Raw genomic sequence first — 15958 nt, 5'->3', positions numbered from 1 at the left:
TGCCTCACTGAGGGCGAAAAGAAAGTGCTTGGATTAGATACTTTAATGAAGCCCCCACTGAGACCTTGTCGCAAGGTTTTAGTTCGGCACCGGAAGCGCAAAATCGGCCCCACCTTTACCAAGAATGGATCTGCGGAATTTTTTATGTGCGGCTTGCACGAATGAATCGTAACGCCAAGGTGGAAATCACCACCCATGAGCGCCGTTTTTGACTCCGTAGCCCGATTTTACAGCTCCTCGATTGGCAAGAAGCTCCTTGTCGCCCTTACAGGAATCGTTCTTGTCGTTTTCATCCTGGGCCACATGATCGGCAACCTTCTGGTTTTTGCAGGTCCTGAAGCGATCAATGAATACGGTCACATGCTTCAGACCTCCCTGCATGGAGCGGGCGTCTGGATTGCTCGTCTGGGGCTTTTGGCGGCTGTCGCGATCCACATTGTCGCAACCATTCAACTGACTGTCGCTAACAAAGCCGCTCGCAAAGACGCCTATGGCAAGCAGCGCTTCCAGGTCTCTAGCACATCTTCGCGCACGATGATCTGGAGCGGTCTCACCATCCTCGCTTTCATCGTCTATCACCTGCTCCACTTCACCATCCGTGCCGGGAATGAATACAACAACCCCGAACTCTACAGCTACAGCCTGCATGGTGAAGAGGTGCATAACGTTTACAAGATGGTCATCGACGGTTTCTCCTGGTGGCCCGCCTCCGTTTTCTACGTTATTGCCATGGTCCTGCTGTGCAGCCACCTGAGCCACGGTGTCTCCAGTATTTTTCAGACCCTCGGTCTGGCCACCCATAAGACATGGCCACTAATTCAAAAGCTAGGCAAGATCTTCGCTCTAGTGATCCTCGTGGGCAATTGCTCCATCCCGATTGCAATCCTTATCTTCGGTTACGGCAGATAAGCTTCCGCAAACTCGCCCCCAATTTCCCCACCCCTTTCCTTTTTCCGCCATGCCTCTCGACTCCAAGATTCCCTCCGGCCCGATGGCTCAAAAGTGGTCCAAGCACAAGCAGGACTCCAAGCTGATCAACCCGAAGAACAAGCGCAAATACACCGTGCTGGTCGTGGGCAGCGGTCTGGCTGGGGCTTCGGCAGCTGCCACCCTTTCCGAACTGGGTTATCAGGTGAAGTGCTTCTGCTTCCAGGACAGCCCACGCCGTGCGCACTCCATTGCCGCTCAGGGCGGGATCAATGCGGCGAAGAACTATCAGAATGACGGCGACAGCGTGCACCGCCTTTTCTATGACACCGTCAAAGGCGGTGACTTCCGCGCTCGCGAAGCCAATGTGCATCGTCTGGCTGAGGAGAGCGTCAATATCATCGACCAATGCGCCGCCCAGGGGGTTCCCTTCGCTCGTGAATACGGCGGCGGCCTCGCTAACCGCTCCTTCGGTGGTGCCCAGGTGAGCCGCACCTTTTATGCTCGTGGTCAGACCGGACAGCAGCTCTTGCTCGGTGCTTACTCCGCCCTGAACAAGGAAATCGCTCGTGGCGGTGTGAAGATGTACTCCCGCATGGAAATGCTGGAGATCGTCGTCGTGGATGGCCACGCCAAAGGCATCATCACCCGTGACCTCGTGACCGGAAAGATCGAAGCTCACTCCGGCGATACCGTGCTGCTTTGCACCGGTGGTTACGGCAACGTCTTCTACCTCTCCACCAACGCCATGGGCTGTAACGTGACCGCCACCTGGCGTGCTCACAAGAAGGGTGCTTACTTTGCCAACCCTTGCTACACTCAGATTCACCCGACCTGCATTCCGGTCAGCGGTGACTACCAGAGTAAGCTGACGCTGATGTCTGAGTCTCTGCGTAATGACGGACGCGTCTGGGTTCCCAAGAACGCGGCCGATTGCGGTAAGGCTCCTGGCCAAATCCCCGAAGACGCGCGCGACTATTATCTGGAGCGCAAATACCCAAGCTTCGGCAACCTTGCCCCACGTGACATCTCCAGCCGTGCGGCCAAAGAAGCCTGCGATGACGGACGCGGCGTCGGCCCTGGCGGTCGCGGTGTGTATCTCGACTTCGGCGAGGCCATCCAGCAGTTCGGTCAGAAGACCATTGCGGAGCGTTACGGCAACCTTTTCGAAATGTATGAGCGCATCACGGGTGAGAGTGCCTACAAACAGCCGATGCGTATTTACCCGGCCGTTCACTACACCATGGGCGGCCTGTGGGTGGACTATAACCTCATGAGCAACCTGCCCGGCCTGCACGTGCTGGGTGAAGCCAACTTCTCCGACCACGGCGCGAACCGCCTCGGTGCCAGCGCCCTCATGCAAGGTCTGGCCGATGGCTACTTCGTCATCCCGACTACCATCGCACCGTATCTGGTCACCCAGAAACCCGGCGCCTACACCACCGATCATCCAGAGTTCAAGAAAGCCCTGGAAAACTGCCAAGCGCAGACCAATCGCTTCCTCAACAACAAGGGCAAGCGCAGCGTGGATAGCTTCCATCGTGAACTGGGCCTCTTGGTCTGGGACAAGTGTGGTATGGCCCGTGACAAAGCAGGCCTCACGGAGGCGCTCAAACGCATCCCTGAACTGCGTGAGGAATTCTGGGCCAATGTCTTCGTCCCCGGCTCAGGTGCAGCCGCCAATCCCGAACTCGAAAAAGCAGGCCGCGTGGCCGACTTCATGGAGTTTGCCGAACTGCTCTGCCTCGACGCGCTTCACCGTGAAGAAAGTTGTGGCGGCCACTTCCGCTCCGAGCACCAGTATCCCGATGGAGAGGCGAAGCGCGATGACGAAAACTTCTGCTATGCCGCTGCCTGGGAATACACAGGTGACTTCGCCAAGCCGATCCTAAACAAGGAAGAGCTCACCTTCGAAGAAGTCCACCTCGCTGTGCGTAGCTACAAGTAAACTGGCGCTTTTAATTTCACCCCCACTTTCGGTTATATGTCCCTGCTCAATCTTCACCTCAAAGTCTGGCGCCAGAACCAAGGTCAGCCTGGTCACTTCCAGGACATTGAAGCGCCCGAGATCCCAGACCACGCCTCCTTCCTGGAGATGATGGACATCGTGAACGAGCGTCTCATTGCCAAAGGTCAGGAACCCGTCGCGTTCGACCACGACTGCCGTGAAGGCATCTGCGGTGCGTGCTCCATGACCATCAATGGCACGCCTCATGGCCCAGAAAAAGCCACCACGACTTGCCAACTCCACATGCGTAAATTCCGCACCGGAGACACCATCTGGATCGAGCCTTTCCGCGCCCGCGCTTTCCCGATCGTCAAGGACCTCATCGTCGATCGCAGTGCCTTTGACCGCATTCAGCAAGCCGGCGGTTTCGTGACAGTTCGCACCGGTGCTGCCCCCGATGCCAACAGCATCCTCATTGGCAAAGAAGTAGCCGATGCCGCTATGGACGCCGCCGAGTGCATCGGCTGTGGTGCCTGCGTCGCGGCCTGTAAAAACGCCAGCGCCATGCTCTTCACCGCCGCCAAGGCCGGTCAGCTCAATTCCCTGCCCCAAGGTCAGCCTGAGAAAACCCGCCGAACACTTGGTATGGTGCGCCAGATGGACAAGGAAGGGTTCGGCAACTGCACCAATCAGTATGAGTGCGAAGCCGCCTGCCCGAAAGGTATCAGCGTGCGCTGGATCACCAAGCTGAACCTCGACTACGCCGTGGCAGCCGCTAAAGACGCTTTCGGTGGCGGCATCGAACGCGCCGAAGGCGGAGATTAATCAATCACCCCTGATCCTCTTCGATCCAATCCAGCCCATCCTGATGCACTTCAGGATGGGCTTTTTGTTAGGAGATCATTATCCATGTGGATAGAGGCCATGGCGCGATGAAGCACGAAATTCGTTTCACGACTTCGGAGCGTTCCGCAGTAGCACGACGCCCCTACTCCTGATTCAGCATTGCCTTCAGGCCCGCGAAGAAATTCGTATTCTCCTCGGTCGAAGGGGTTTCCTTCATGTGCTTGGTGTAATCCATCTCATCCACGTAGGTGCGATCCAGCTCTTCCAGGAAGGGGCTTGGCAGTTCTGCCTGCTTCTGCCCCCACTTCGTGCGGTAGCGCACGAAACTGATGGTTAGGCGCTGACGAGCGCGAGTGATACCCACGTAAAAGAGACGGCGTTCTTCATCGACGCGACCTTCGTCATAGCTGCGTTTGTGCGGTAGGATACCCTTCTCCAGACCTGGCAGATAGACGACCGGGAACTCCAGTCCCTTACTGGCATGCAGGGTAATCAAGCAGACACCTTTTTTCTTCTCGATGTCGTCTTTATCTTCACGCTCATCGTTCAGGCAGACTTCGTCAATGAACCCCGCCAGACCGTCCTTGCGGTTGCGCTCCTGGTAGCTGCTCATCTGCGTGAGGAACTGCGCGAGACCATGCTCCCAGGCATGAAATTCCTCCGGTTTCTTCGATAGCTTCTGGAGGTATTCCATGTATTCCACCTCCTTGATCAAGGCCTCCGTCATCGTCACGATGTCGGTGCCCTGGGTCCCCGCAGCGGAACAGTATTTGGAAATCACTTCCGTGAACTGCCGCACGGCTGTTCGCGACTTCTCCGGGATCATCCGCAGGAAATCTGGATCGCACAGCGCGACCCAGATGCTGCACTGCTTGGTCATGCTGTGATCACGCGCCAACTCAGCGGTCGTGTTGCCAATGCCCCGTGGTGGTGTGTTCAGCACGCGCAGCAGCGAGATATCATCATGCGGGTTATGGATGACCGTCAGATAGCTCAGCACGTCTTTGATCTCACGACGATCAAAGAAGCTGCGCGCTCCCACCACGCGATACGGGATCTTCCGGGAGCGGAAGGCCTGCTCCAAGCTGCGGCTTTGCTCATTGGTACGGAACAGAACCGCAAAGGACTCCCAGGGCTCCTTGTTGGCGTAGAAGGCGGTCTCGATCTCCTTGGCGATCATCTCCGCCTCTTCCACGTCCTCATCGGTCGCGATCAGGCGCACCAGATCATTGCCTTTGTTCCGGCTCCAGAGGGTCTTCACACGCCGCCCGATGTTGTTCTCGATCAGGCTGTTCGCCGTGTGCAAAATCGGCGTCGTGGAGCGGTAATTCTCTTCCAATTTCACCACGGTTGGGTTCGGGAAGAAGTCCTCAAACTGTGTGATGTTCGTGATCTCCGCCCCACGCCAGCCATAGATGGATTGATCATCATCCCCCACCACACAGACGTTGTAGGGCGCTGGTGTCAGCGCCTTCAGCAGACGCATCTGCAGCGAGTTCGTGTCCTGGAACTCATCCACCATGATGAAGCGGTGCCGATCATGCAGGATCTTCCGCACGCTCTCCGTCTCTTCCAGAAGCTTCACGCCCAGACAGAGCAGATCGTCAAAGTCCATCGCGTTCAGTGCCCGCATCTCATCCGCATACTTGATGGCCACCGCCGGCAGCAGTTCCTTTTGTGGATCGCCCAGATCCTCATCATTGTTCTTGGCCTTGCTGATGCGACTCAGCGCCGCCTGCGGGTCCATGTTCTCTTCCTTGATCAGCAGGCCCTTCAGCACCCGCTTCATCAGGCTGATCTGATCATTCTGGGAGTAAATGACGAAGTTTTTCTTATACCCCACATGCTCGGCAAACTCCCGCAGCATCTTCGCACAAAACGCGTGAAAGGTCCCCAGCACCACCTTTTTCCCCTTCCCGCCGCGCACCATGTCCTGCACACGCTCGCGCATTTCGGAGGCCGCCTTGTTCGTGAAAGTCACGGAGAGGATGTTCTCCGGCTTGATGCCTTCATTGATCATGTGAGCGATCCGTGCCGTCACCACACGCGTCTTGCCCGTGCCTGCGCCAGCCAGGATCAAAAGCGGCCCATGGATATGCGTCGCCGCCTGCCGCTGTTGGGGATTGAGAGTGCCAGTGAATCCGCTCATGAGAGATAATTGCCCTGCTGGATTTGGCCGGGCCAGCGCCGGATGCAAGGACAGGATTCAGGTTTTGCGGGCTGCGGGGGGAGCGAAGGCATCCGCGTCATGCGTCAATCCAAGTCCATCGCTGAATATAGCCCCAAACCAAAACCAAGGTGCAAATCTAAGTTATCTTTCTACAAAAAACAACAGACACAAACTTGCCTTGAGGACAAGGCTGTAAAGATGATCGATTGGCTTCAATTGCACGACTCGAAGTCAATGCTCACCCAGGCCAATCGAAGCGCATTAAGGCGGTGGAAGACACTGGCTTCCCACTCCGAGTCGAAATGACCCGCCTGAATATACCGTTAAGCCTGTGACGTGGTGTCGCTCCCGATAGCCGTTGCCAGACTCCACGTGAGGCGACTAACCACATCGATCAGGTCGCGTAAGTGCCCTTTACGCGTTAGCCATTTTACCTCACGCCACATATTCCCTGAATAGACCGCCGAACATAGCCCCGATGCGCCAGTAGTTGCCATCCAGGGCGAAGCGGCCTCCGGTGTAGAGGACGATGGCGTAAGGGGTGCCTCGATAGTAGAAAAAGAGGCCTTCGTGCTGCCACTCGCCATAGTTACCCGTTTTCCCACCGAGGTAGGTGATCTCAGCCGGGAGATACCAGTGGCCGATGCCGTATTGGTTACGCCTCATGGCCTCCAGCATGAGTTCGCAGCCGTGATTGAGACGATAGTTCACACATCGCTCGAAGAACTCCGCATAGTAGCGGGCGGATTGGGCATTTTGCCGCAAAGGGACATCCGGCAGATGATACTTAGCCTCAAAGGCCTGCTCGTCAGCGGCGGTGAGCCGAGCGAGGATGGCCTGCCAGGAAGCATTGATGCTACGATCACAGACATTGACGATGTGCTGGTATTCCTCGGTGCTGAGTCGACCCTGTCGAGCTTCGAGCAGAGTGGCGGAGAGCGCTGGCTTGGGCATCGAGCAGCCATTCATCAAAAGATCGGCCTGATGCTCGGCCAGATACAGACCTGTGGCGAGATTCTTCACCGCATAACCAATTCTTCGATCTCGCTTTGAAGTTGCGTAACCTTGAGCCAACCGAGATGTCCACTCCCGCCCATGGGCCGGTTTAGGCCCGAAACGGAACATGGCCCCTGAGACGAGGAAGGTCTGCTGATACTCCCGCAAAGCGGCGGCCTTGCGCGCGGCACCACCGATCATGAGCGGTGTATTGCCTGCGCCCGCAGGAGCAAAGACAAGACCACTACGCCTCACCTCACGCAAAGGAGGCAAGATGCACCCAGACAGCAAGGACAGCGGCAGGCCTAACATTCCTTGCATCCAACGACGTCGGTTCATGGCAGGCATGCCTTATCAGTGCGGTAACCACCCGCTTCGGCAAGTGCTCGGCCATGAGTTTGTTTTTAGCCTTTGCCCGTCTTTAGAGTCGTTTTAGCTAACCTACGCACTTCAACGCAGGGCCGCAGCTTTACAAGCCGACTCCATTCAATTTCGGCTGGAGCCGACGAATGAGAAACTCCTCCAGCGCAGGTGCCTCGAAGGGTAATTCCGCAGGCATGGCGACATTGATGATGTAACGTGCGGGCCGCAGCCAATCCAGTCGAGGATGGCACACCTCACCACCGCCGAAGTATTCATACAGCCGCTGGCCGAGTCGGCGATTCATGGATGCCTTGCCGATATAAAGAAGATTCAAAGCCTCATCGTAAACCAGATAAACGCCCGCCCGATCTCCATAGGGCCAAGGATCATCCCAGGTGAGCTGACGAGGAAACAAGGCTGACTCTGGGCGTGAAGGATAAAGATCCAGAGGCGCACCGGCCTGGATCGGAGGTAAATCCGGCCGTCGAAAGCTGTGCACGTATTCCGTCACGGCCTCGCCACCTCGAAAGGGGTGAAAACAAAAGGAGACTTCATTCATCGAACCACAGGCAGACATACGGAGTTATACGCCGCCTACCTCAATTTCCCTCAGTGGGTATGCAATCCCTTTTCCATCTGTGCCTATCGTATTTCGATGCAACTGAACCCTGTGGCTGGAAACGCACCCTCGGGGCCTTCTCGCCCGCTCTCATCTTCCGCCCCAACTGCTTTTCGCTAACATTCATCCGCTTTGAATCGTATGAGCAGCATGAGGATTCGTTTGGTCGGTTTCTGCATCTTAGCCCTCCCCCTGTTCACTCGTGGGGTGGAAACCGAGATCGTGTTTCGCGAGGCCCCACATCGTTACCTGGAGCATCAGCCGGATGATCGTTTTGCCCGCTTGAGAAAAGGCATCGAGTCCGGTGGCATCAAGCTCGACACCACCGATGACAAAGCCTTTCTGTCCAGCGTCTTAAAAGCCCTTGATGTCCCCATCAGCTCCCAGCTTCTGGTTTTTTCTGCCAGCTCTCTACAGAGCGAGATCATCAACCCGAGAAATCCACGAGCCCTGTATTTCAATGAGGATGTCTATGTGGGTTATGTGCCTGGGGGCAAGGTAGAGATCATTGCCATGGACCCGGAGATGGGAGCCATGTTTTACATCTTTGATCGCCTCAGGCCCCAAGGCCCGGTGCCGCCCATCACTCGCTCCGACAAATGCTTCAACTGCCATGCGGGCAATGCAACCAAGCGCGTCCCCGGTTTGATTGCCGAGTCTCTGCTCCCGATGCTGAGCGGTGCCAGCGCGGAGACTTACCGGAGAGATGAGCAAGGACATCAGATCCCTCTTGAAAAGAGGTTCGGCGGCTGGCATCTCACCGGGCAGCATCATTTGAAAGAAAACCTGGCCAATACGATGGCGCGTAGGAGCGCCTCGCGGGGATTTGAGAAAATCAAAATTGAGCCAGGGCAAATGTCGGATTTGTCCCTGCATCTGAGACCGACCAGTGACATCCTGCCACATCTCGTGCATGAGCATCAGATCGGCTTTGAAAACCGAGTCTTTCATGCGGCCTATGTGATGCGGCAACTGCTGGCTGATGGACGCGGAAACCTGGCCCTCTCTGCCAAACCCCAAGTGGAAGAACTGGCGGACGAACTGGCCCAATACATTCTCTTTGTCGATGAAGCCAAACTTCCAGCGGAAGGCATCGAAGGCGATCCCGATTTCATCCGTGAGTTTCAGCGTAACAAAAAGCCCGTCACGAATGGAGCCTCGCTCAAGGACTTCGACCTCAAAACGCGCCTCTTCAAATACCGGGCGAGCTACATGCTCTACACCGACTCGTGGCAGAAGCTCACGCCAGCTCTCAAAGAGCGGGTTTATTTCAAAATGGCTGAAGGGCTACGGGATCAAAATGCCAACCCCGTTTATACCCACATCCCTGCTGAGGAGAAACGCGCGATTCGCACGATAATCAAAGAAACGGTCCCGGATTTGCCATCTTGGTGGCGATAACAATTCTGTACACAAATCCGACTCCATTTCGTATTGAAACTCAATCGCGTCTTTTCGGGAATAAATTCTCTGAATCGACGTCTGAACACTGTCCGCACGAGGGCCTAGCCTAGGGCTTCGTGTGAAACACCAACCGATAAACCAAACTACCACGAACATCCTATGAAGAAACTGCTCGCTCTTGCCCTCTCCCTCGTTGCAGCCTCCGCCATGGCTGCTGAGTATCCAGATATCAGCATCGCTGACCTCAAGACCGCCATCGCTGAGAAGAAAGTCACGGTCATCGATGTCAATGGTTCTGACTCCTATGCAGCTGGTCACGTGCCAGGCGCCATCGATTTCGAAGCCAAAGGTGACGATCTCTCCAAGGTGCTCCCAGCAGACAAAGGGGCACTGGTCGTGGCTTATTGCGGCGGCCCAAAATGCAACGCCTACAAGCAGGCTGCCAAGAAAGCTGAGGCTCTCGGCTACACCAACGTCAAGCATCTCTCCGCCGGCATCTCTGGCTGGAAAGAAGCTAAAGAAGACCTCGAGAAGTAATTTCTCTGAATGAATTTATGCGCCGGGATGATGGACAACTCCACCTCCCGGCGTTTTCATTCTCCGATCTTCTTTCCGCTCATTCGCTATGAAAAAACTCGTTCTCGCTCTTTCGCTTCTCGTCACCGCAGCGCTCCAAGCCGCTGATGAAAAAACCGTGACCTATGAAGGTCAGATCACCGGAGTGGTCTGTGCCTCATGTAAGGCCCACATCACTGCAGCCCTCTCGCAGAAGCTGACAGACGTGGTCAGCGTGGATGTCAAGCCGGGTAAAGATGCCGATACCCAGAAGCTCATCGTGGTGGCCCACAATGACACGATCACCAAAGAAAGTGCTACGGAAGCTCTTGGCACCTATGCCAAGAACTACCAGATCTTGAGCCTCGACAAAAAGGCTGAGTAGATCAGGCTAAACATGAACAAGCAGTGCCGCCCGAGGGCTGCACCGCTTGTCGTTTTTAAAGGCTCGATTAGGACAACTTCGAAAGCACTTTTTCCACCGTCGCTTCAACGGTGAGGCCATGCTTCTGGCGAAGAATCGCCGGTGTGCCGTGCTCGACAAACTCATCTGGCCAGCCAACACGCACCACAGGGGTCGTGATACCAGCACTCGAAAGAAGCTCCATCACCGCACAGCCGAAGCCGTTCATCAGCACGTGGTCCTCCAGGGTGCAGACAACCTTGACCTTGCGGGCATAAGTTTCGATCACCTGATGATCCAGCGGTTTGATCCAGCGTGGATTGATGAGCGCCACGGAAAGCCCCTTCGCCTCCAGCTCCACCTTGGCTTTTTCAGCGATGGCGAACATATCGCCCAAAGCAATCAAAGCGATATCTGCGCCATCCGCCACCACCTCGGCTTTTCCGATCTCGAGGAGCTGCGGCTTCGCCTTCGGAGTAACACCCGGGCCATTGCCACGAGGATAACGAATGGCGATCGGCCCTTTATCGTAATTAGCCATCGTCCAGAGCATATCCACAAACTCGTCTTCATCCTTCGGCTGCATGTGAACTAGCCCAGGAATGCCCCGGAGATAAGAGATATCGAACAGGCCGTGGTGAGTCGGGCCGTCATCACCGCTCAAACCACCGCGGTCCATGCACAGGCGCACGGGCAGATGTTGGATCGCCATGTCATGAATGATCATGTCGATGGCACGCTGCATGAAGGTCGAATAGATGGTTAGGAAAGGACGCAGCCCCTGAGTCGCCATACCGCAGGCAAAGAGGGCAGCGTGCTCCTCGGCGATCCCGACATCAAAGTAACGCTCAGGGATTTCTTTTTTGAACGCCATCAAGCCCGTGCCACCCGGCATGGCTGCCGTAATGGCGACGATCTTTGGATCTTCTTTGGCAAAGTCGGTCACCGTCCGGGCATAAATCTGCGAATAGGTCGGCTTATCGGTCGCCTGAACCTCGCCTGTCTCGATGTTGTATTTGCCCAGTCCATGGAATTTACCTGGATCTTCGAGGGCTGGTTTATAACCGCGGCCCTTCTCGGTCAGGATGTGCAGGATGACCGGCTCGTTTTGATTCTTCAGAAACTCGAAGGTCTGGATCAGCAGAGGGATATCATGGCCATCGATCGGGCCGTAATAACGGATGCCGAACTCCTCAAACAAAACACTGCGGTTGTGAGCGCCTTCGCTCTGAGGAAGCAGGAGTCCTTTAGCCGAATTTTCCACCCGCTCGGCCAGCTTACGAGCTCCGCCGCCGAGGACGAACTCCACAAACTTGGCCGCCTTGTCGTGCAGGTTGGTGAAACCCGGGTGGGTGGCGATGGTATTGAAATATTTGGCAATCGCCCCGACGTTCCGATCAATGCTCCACTCATTGTCGTTGAGCACCGTAATCAGGCGCTTCGTGTGTGAAGAGATGTTATTCAGCGCTTCAAACACGGGGCCGCAGGTAAAAGCCGCATCTCCTGAGACGCACACGACGTGCTCATCGCCACCTTTCAGATCGCGAGCCGAGGCCATCCCCAGAGCAGCGCCCAGGGCGGTGCCAGCATGCCCTGCTCCGTAGCAATCGTGCTCGCTTTCACTGCGCAGTAAAAAGCCATTCAGCCCCTCATACTGGCGGATGGTGTGGATCTTATCCCAGCGCCCAGTCAGCATTTTATGGACATATCCCTGGTGGGCGACGTCAAAGACGAACTTGTCCTTCGGGGTATCAAACACCCGATGCATGGCGATGGTTAACTCCACCACGCCCAGGTTAGGCCCGAGATGCCCCCCGGTCTGGCTAAGGGTCTCGATCAGGGTGGAGCGGATCTTTTCAGCCAAGGCTGGGAGCTTTTCCAGCGGCAGGGCTTTGAGATCAGCAGGGCAAGTGATGTCTGGCAGGGTGGTGTCCACGTGATATGTCAAAAAAGTCGGATGTCGTCAGGATCTTCTTCAGACTCAACAGGTTTTTTCCTGCGAGCCGGAGAAGCTGGCCGTGATTTTTCCTCGGGGAGGGAGGCTTCAACCAAGGCGGGATCGAAGGCCGCTGTGGTGGCTTTGCCTTCGGCATCAGCCGTAATGATCTCGACCCGCCGACGGGCGTTTTCAATGCGCTGACGGCAAACTTTCAGAAGGCGCATGCCTTCTTCATAGCTGGCCACCATTTCATCCAGCGGTAAACGATCCCCTTCCATCTGCGCAACGATCTCCTCCAGGCGTTCCATAGCCTGTTCAAAAGAGATGTCGGAAGGTTGGGATGCGCTCATGCAAAAAAGGATGCTCGAAGGGGGGCGCATTATCAGGACAGACACCGCCCCCGCAAGCACGAAAACCAGCGTTATTCACAAGACCAAACCTGTCTTGATTCATTTCGCGCCCCTTTCTATGCTATCGCCAGCCATGAGACACCTGTTTTTAACCCTACCGCTTTTTCTGATCGCCAGCCTTTCGCCAGTTCATGCCAACCCCGAAATCCCCGTGGCTGTGGCCCAGAGTTTCGGTTCGGCCATTGCCAATAATCTCCTGCTGCTCAAAGGCACCGGGACCACTGGCGAACCCACCGAATGGACCGCCTACTCCCGCGATGCCTTCCGGCCTGAAGAAGTCCTGCGTATCTCAGTGAAACTCGAAGCGGGTCAATGGCAAGCCCAAGCCGCAGGGGCGGGCTCTCGTGTCCTCGACCGTGTGCCTGGTAAACTTCTGGACTTCTCGAAGGTGCGGTATCGCAGCGCCGATGCCCGCATCATCGCTGCCAAATCCGCTGCTCTAGCCCAAGCCACCTTTGCCAGCATCGACTACCAACTGGCCAGCAATTCCGAGACCGGCCTCCCTGAATGGGGCCTCGCCTTGAAGGATAACACGGGTTACGAAGTCGGATTCATCGTGATCTCGGCTGAAACAGGGGCGGTAAGCTTCCAAGATTGGACACCTAAAGTCCCATCCTCGACAGTCACTGCCGAAGGCGAAGAAGGCGAACGCGCGGCCAAAGCGGTCAAACGAGCCGCTCGCAAAGCCTGGGATTGGACGGATAACGCCCGCAAAGAAACCCGCGGCTTTTTTCGCGAGCTCTTCCGCTGACCCCTCACTTCACAAACACCACTGACTGTTTGAGTGGTCAAGTAAGGCATCAGACTACATTTTCAGTGATTTATTTGCATCTATTAGAGGTCAAACCTGTTTTTACACCTTGACGCCTATGGTGAAGGTTAGCATTACTGCGCTGCTCCCTCTGCACGCAGTGGGATGCACGCATCAGTCTCCTCCCGAACACCACACGCTGCTATGATTCACGGAGTTATCTCTTCCTCCAAATACGCACTGCGACCGCTTTTGGTCGCCCTGTTTATGTCCGCTGCCACAGTCGGTAGCCAAGCCCAAGTGGCTCTGGACTCCCCGGCCGCCGTCGGACGTAAAATCGTCCGTGAAGTCGACGTCGTTTATAAAGGTGCCGCCACCATGGATCCTGATCGTATTCGCGCTCAGATGTCCACTCGCGTGGGTGAACCTTACACGGATGAAGCCGTCGAGCGTGACCTTCGCACTCTTTACGCGACAGGCGCGGTGGAAAACGTGGACATTCAGGCTGTCAACGTCTCAGGAGGCGTGAAAGTGGTGGTCACCATCGCTGGACGTGGCGGCATCGGTGAAATCGGATTTTTGGGCAACGCAGCCTTCGACAATGACAAACTGCGCAAGGAAATCGAAGTCAAGGTGGGTGACCCAGTGGATGATGCCAAGCTGACCGCCGCTCAGCAGAAGATTCTGGAACTCTACAATAAGAAGGGTTTCTCCGATGTGCTCGTGACCTATGACGTCACCCCATCCACCAAAGAAGGCTTTTCCACCGTCCTCTTCAAAATCGAAGAAGGTGGCCGTGGTCTGATCGGTGACATCCGCTTCGAAGGCAATACCGCCATCAGCGACCGCAAACTTCGCGCCAAGCTGACCTCCAAGGAGAAGACCTTTTGGCGTCTCTGGGGCAAGGCTGGCAAACTCGATAACCAAGCTGTGCTCGAAGACGTGCGTAAAGTCGAACAGGCCTATCAGGACGAAGGTTATGTGTATGTGAAGGTCGGCTACCGCCGCGAAGTGGTGAGCGACGACAAAGTGGCTCTGGTGTTCGAGATCACCGAAGGCGAGAAATACGACGTCGCTTCCGTATCGATTGAGGGCATCACCATCTTCTCTCAGGAAGATCTGACCCCCGCCATCCTGACGGAAGCAGGCTATCCTTACTCGGGCTCCGATGTCCGTGGTGACGAAAAAATGATCCAGGATTACTACGGTTCCCGTGGTTATGCTGATGCTCGTGTGGAAACACGCCTTTCCGACGCAGGCCCAGGCAAACTGAATGTGGTTTACAGCGTTTACGAAGGCACCAAGTCCTACATCCGCAAGGTCAACATCAGCGGTAACATGAAGACTAAAGACGAAGTCATCCGCCGCGAGCTTCCGATGGCTCCTGGTGATGAACTGAACACCGTCCAGCTCGAAACCGCTCAGACACGTCTGGAAAACCTGAACTACTTCGAAGGCAAAGGTGACGCCAATCCTCTGACCGTTCGCCCGGTGTCCACCGAGGTGGATGGATTCAAAGACATCGAAGTCAACGTGACTGAAAAGCCAACCGGCTCCATCAACTTTGGCGCAGGCTTCAGCTCCATCGACAGCATCGTGGGCTTCATCGATGTGACCCAGACCAACTTCGACATCAGCGACTGGGGTGACTTCCGTGGTGCAGGCCAGCGCTTCAACATGAACATCCGCTACGGTCCACGTCGCCAAGACTTCAACCTGACCTTTACCGAGCCATGGTTCCTGGGTCAGAAGCTGGCCTTCACGACCGAACTGTTCTATCGCAACATGTTCTATCTCTCTCAGGCAGATCGCTATGAGCAGACCAACGCCGGGATCTCTCTGGGCCTGCGCAAGCCTTTCGGTGAGCACGCTTACTTCGAAACCACCTACACCCTCCAGCACATCAACCTGGACGTGAACAATGACGAGGACCCAAGCCAAATCATCCGCAACGAAGAAGGTGATTACCTTCAGAGCAAAGTGGACTTCGCCTTCGTGCACGACACTCGTGACAGCGTCTTCATCACTCGCAAGGGTCACAAATTCGAAGCCGGTCTGATGGCTTCCGGTCTGGGCGGTGACGTGGAAGTCTGGGGTGCCAACCTGGGCGGCCAGCAGTTCTTCTCCCTTCCTGGTGACACCATCCTGAGCTTCGAAGGTATGGCTCGCTGGGTCGATGGCTGGGGTAGCTCCGGCACTGGTAACGGCGATGTGCCGATCTTCGAGCGTTTGTTCCTGGGTGGTGCCAATAACCTTCGTGGTTATGACTATCGCGAGGCAGGCCCGAAAGACAGCACGGGTGAGCCAATCGGCGGTAACGTCTCTATCTACGGCAGCATCGAATACTCCTTCCCAATCCTCGAAAAAGTGCGCGGTGCCGTGTTCTATGATGTGGGTTACATCTCCACTGACATCACGGCGGCTAACACCACCACTGCTGGTGTTCGTGCCGGTGGCCCGATCGTGGGTGACGGTGAAGTCTATTCAAACATCGGTATCGGTCTCCGCATGTTCCTGCCCATCGGTCCGATCCGCCTCGACCTCGGTCTGCCTCTCGTGAAAGATGACTTCACAGGTGACAGCCCACGCTTCCAGTTCAACATGGGCTACAAATTCTAAGGTGACTG

General features: G+C 55.9%; 13 protein-coding genes. 8 read left to right on the top strand and 5 right to left on the bottom strand.

Features of this window, described 5'->3' with window-relative positions; translation table 11 throughout:
* Window positions 1-195 precede the first annotated feature (195 nt).
* The 3 genes from B5D61_RS19595 to B5D61_RS19585 are packed head-to-tail and all read left to right on the top strand — an operon-like array spanning window position 196 to window position 3700.
* The gene (locus B5D61_RS19595; protein WP_078815128.1) at window positions 196-909 is read left to right on the top strand and encodes a succinate dehydrogenase cytochrome b subunit; all 714 of its coding nucleotides are present in this window, start codon (window positions 196-198) and stop codon (window positions 907-909) included.
* Window positions 910-958: 49 nt separating this feature from the next.
* Entirely contained in the window at window positions 959-2875 is a 1917-nt protein-coding gene (locus B5D61_RS19590) for a fumarate reductase/succinate dehydrogenase flavoprotein subunit (RefSeq protein ID WP_078815127.1), read from the top strand.
* A 36-nt stretch (window positions 2876-2911) separates the two neighbouring features.
* Window positions 2912-3700 (top strand): succinate dehydrogenase/fumarate reductase iron-sulfur subunit, encoded by a 789-nt coding sequence (locus B5D61_RS19585; protein WP_078815126.1) that lies wholly within the window; start codon window positions 2912-2914, stop codon window positions 3698-3700.
* Between the two features lie 163 nt (window positions 3701-3863).
* Here the strand turns inward: B5D61_RS19585 and B5D61_RS19580 are convergent, their stop codons facing one another.
* The 3 genes from B5D61_RS19580 to B5D61_RS19570 all read right to left on the bottom strand — a co-directional run bounded on the left by B5D61_RS19580 (window position 3864) and on the right by B5D61_RS19570 (window position 7827).
* Complete coding sequence (locus tag B5D61_RS19580) at window positions 3864-5870, bottom strand: ATP-dependent helicase (RefSeq protein WP_078815125.1); 2007 nt, start codon at window positions 5868-5870, stop codon at window positions 3864-3866.
* A gap of 456 nt (window positions 5871-6326) precedes the next feature.
* The gene (locus B5D61_RS19575) at window positions 6327-7226 is read right to left on the bottom strand and encodes a serine hydrolase (protein ID WP_176159547.1); all 900 of its coding nucleotides are present in this window, start codon (window positions 7224-7226) and stop codon (window positions 6327-6329) included.
* A 130-nt stretch (window positions 7227-7356) separates the two neighbouring features.
* Window positions 7357-7827, bottom strand: coding sequence for a GIY-YIG nuclease family protein (locus tag B5D61_RS19570; RefSeq protein WP_078815123.1), 471 nt, complete (start codon window positions 7825-7827; stop codon window positions 7357-7359).
* A gap of 192 nt (window positions 7828-8019) precedes the next feature.
* On the opposite strand from B5D61_RS19570, the gene B5D61_RS19565 reads away from it, so the two are divergent.
* The 3 genes from B5D61_RS19565 to B5D61_RS19555 all read left to right on the top strand — a co-directional run bounded on the left by B5D61_RS19565 (window position 8020) and on the right by B5D61_RS19555 (window position 10213).
* Complete coding sequence (locus tag B5D61_RS19565) at window positions 8020-9270, top strand: hypothetical protein (protein WP_139373378.1); 1251 nt, start codon at window positions 8020-8022, stop codon at window positions 9268-9270.
* A gap of 162 nt (window positions 9271-9432) precedes the next feature.
* A complete protein-coding gene (locus B5D61_RS19560; RefSeq protein ID WP_078815121.1) occupies window positions 9433-9810 on the top strand; it encodes a rhodanese-like domain-containing protein in 378 nt (125 codons plus the stop codon).
* 88 nt (window positions 9811-9898) lie between these two features.
* Window positions 9899-10213 (top strand): hypothetical protein, encoded by a 315-nt coding sequence (locus tag B5D61_RS19555; protein WP_078815120.1) that lies wholly within the window; start codon window positions 9899-9901, stop codon window positions 10211-10213.
* A gap of 67 nt (window positions 10214-10280) precedes the next feature.
* On the opposite strand, the gene dxs is transcribed toward B5D61_RS19555, so the two are convergent.
* On the bottom strand, window positions 10281-12167 hold the full coding sequence (dxs, locus tag B5D61_RS19550; protein WP_078815217.1) for a 1-deoxy-D-xylulose-5-phosphate synthase: 1887 nt from the start codon (window positions 12165-12167) through the stop codon (window positions 10281-10283).
* Between the two features lie 8 nt (window positions 12168-12175).
* Complete coding sequence (gene xseB, locus B5D61_RS19545; protein WP_078815119.1) at window positions 12176-12520, bottom strand: exodeoxyribonuclease VII small subunit; 345 nt, start codon at window positions 12518-12520, stop codon at window positions 12176-12178.
* A 133-nt stretch (window positions 12521-12653) separates the two neighbouring features.
* On the opposite strand from xseB, the gene B5D61_RS19540 reads away from it, so the two are divergent.
* On the top strand, window positions 12654-13331 hold the full coding sequence (locus B5D61_RS19540) for a hypothetical protein (RefSeq protein ID WP_139373377.1): 678 nt from the start codon (window positions 12654-12656) through the stop codon (window positions 13329-13331).
* Window positions 13332-13598: 267 nt separating this feature from the next.
* The gene (gene bamA, locus B5D61_RS19535; RefSeq protein ID WP_176159546.1) at window positions 13599-15950 is read left to right on the top strand and encodes an outer membrane protein assembly factor BamA; all 2352 of its coding nucleotides are present in this window, start codon (window positions 13599-13601) and stop codon (window positions 15948-15950) included.
* The last annotated feature ends 8 nt before the right edge of the window (window positions 15951-15958 follow it).

Source organism: Prosthecobacter debontii (assembly GCF_900167535.1).
Classification (GTDB): Bacteria; Verrucomicrobiota; Verrucomicrobiia; order Verrucomicrobiales; family Verrucomicrobiaceae; genus Prosthecobacter; species Prosthecobacter debontii.
The sequence above is the reverse complement of the archived record's forward strand: the minus strand, read 5'-3'. Positions and strand labels throughout refer to the sequence as shown.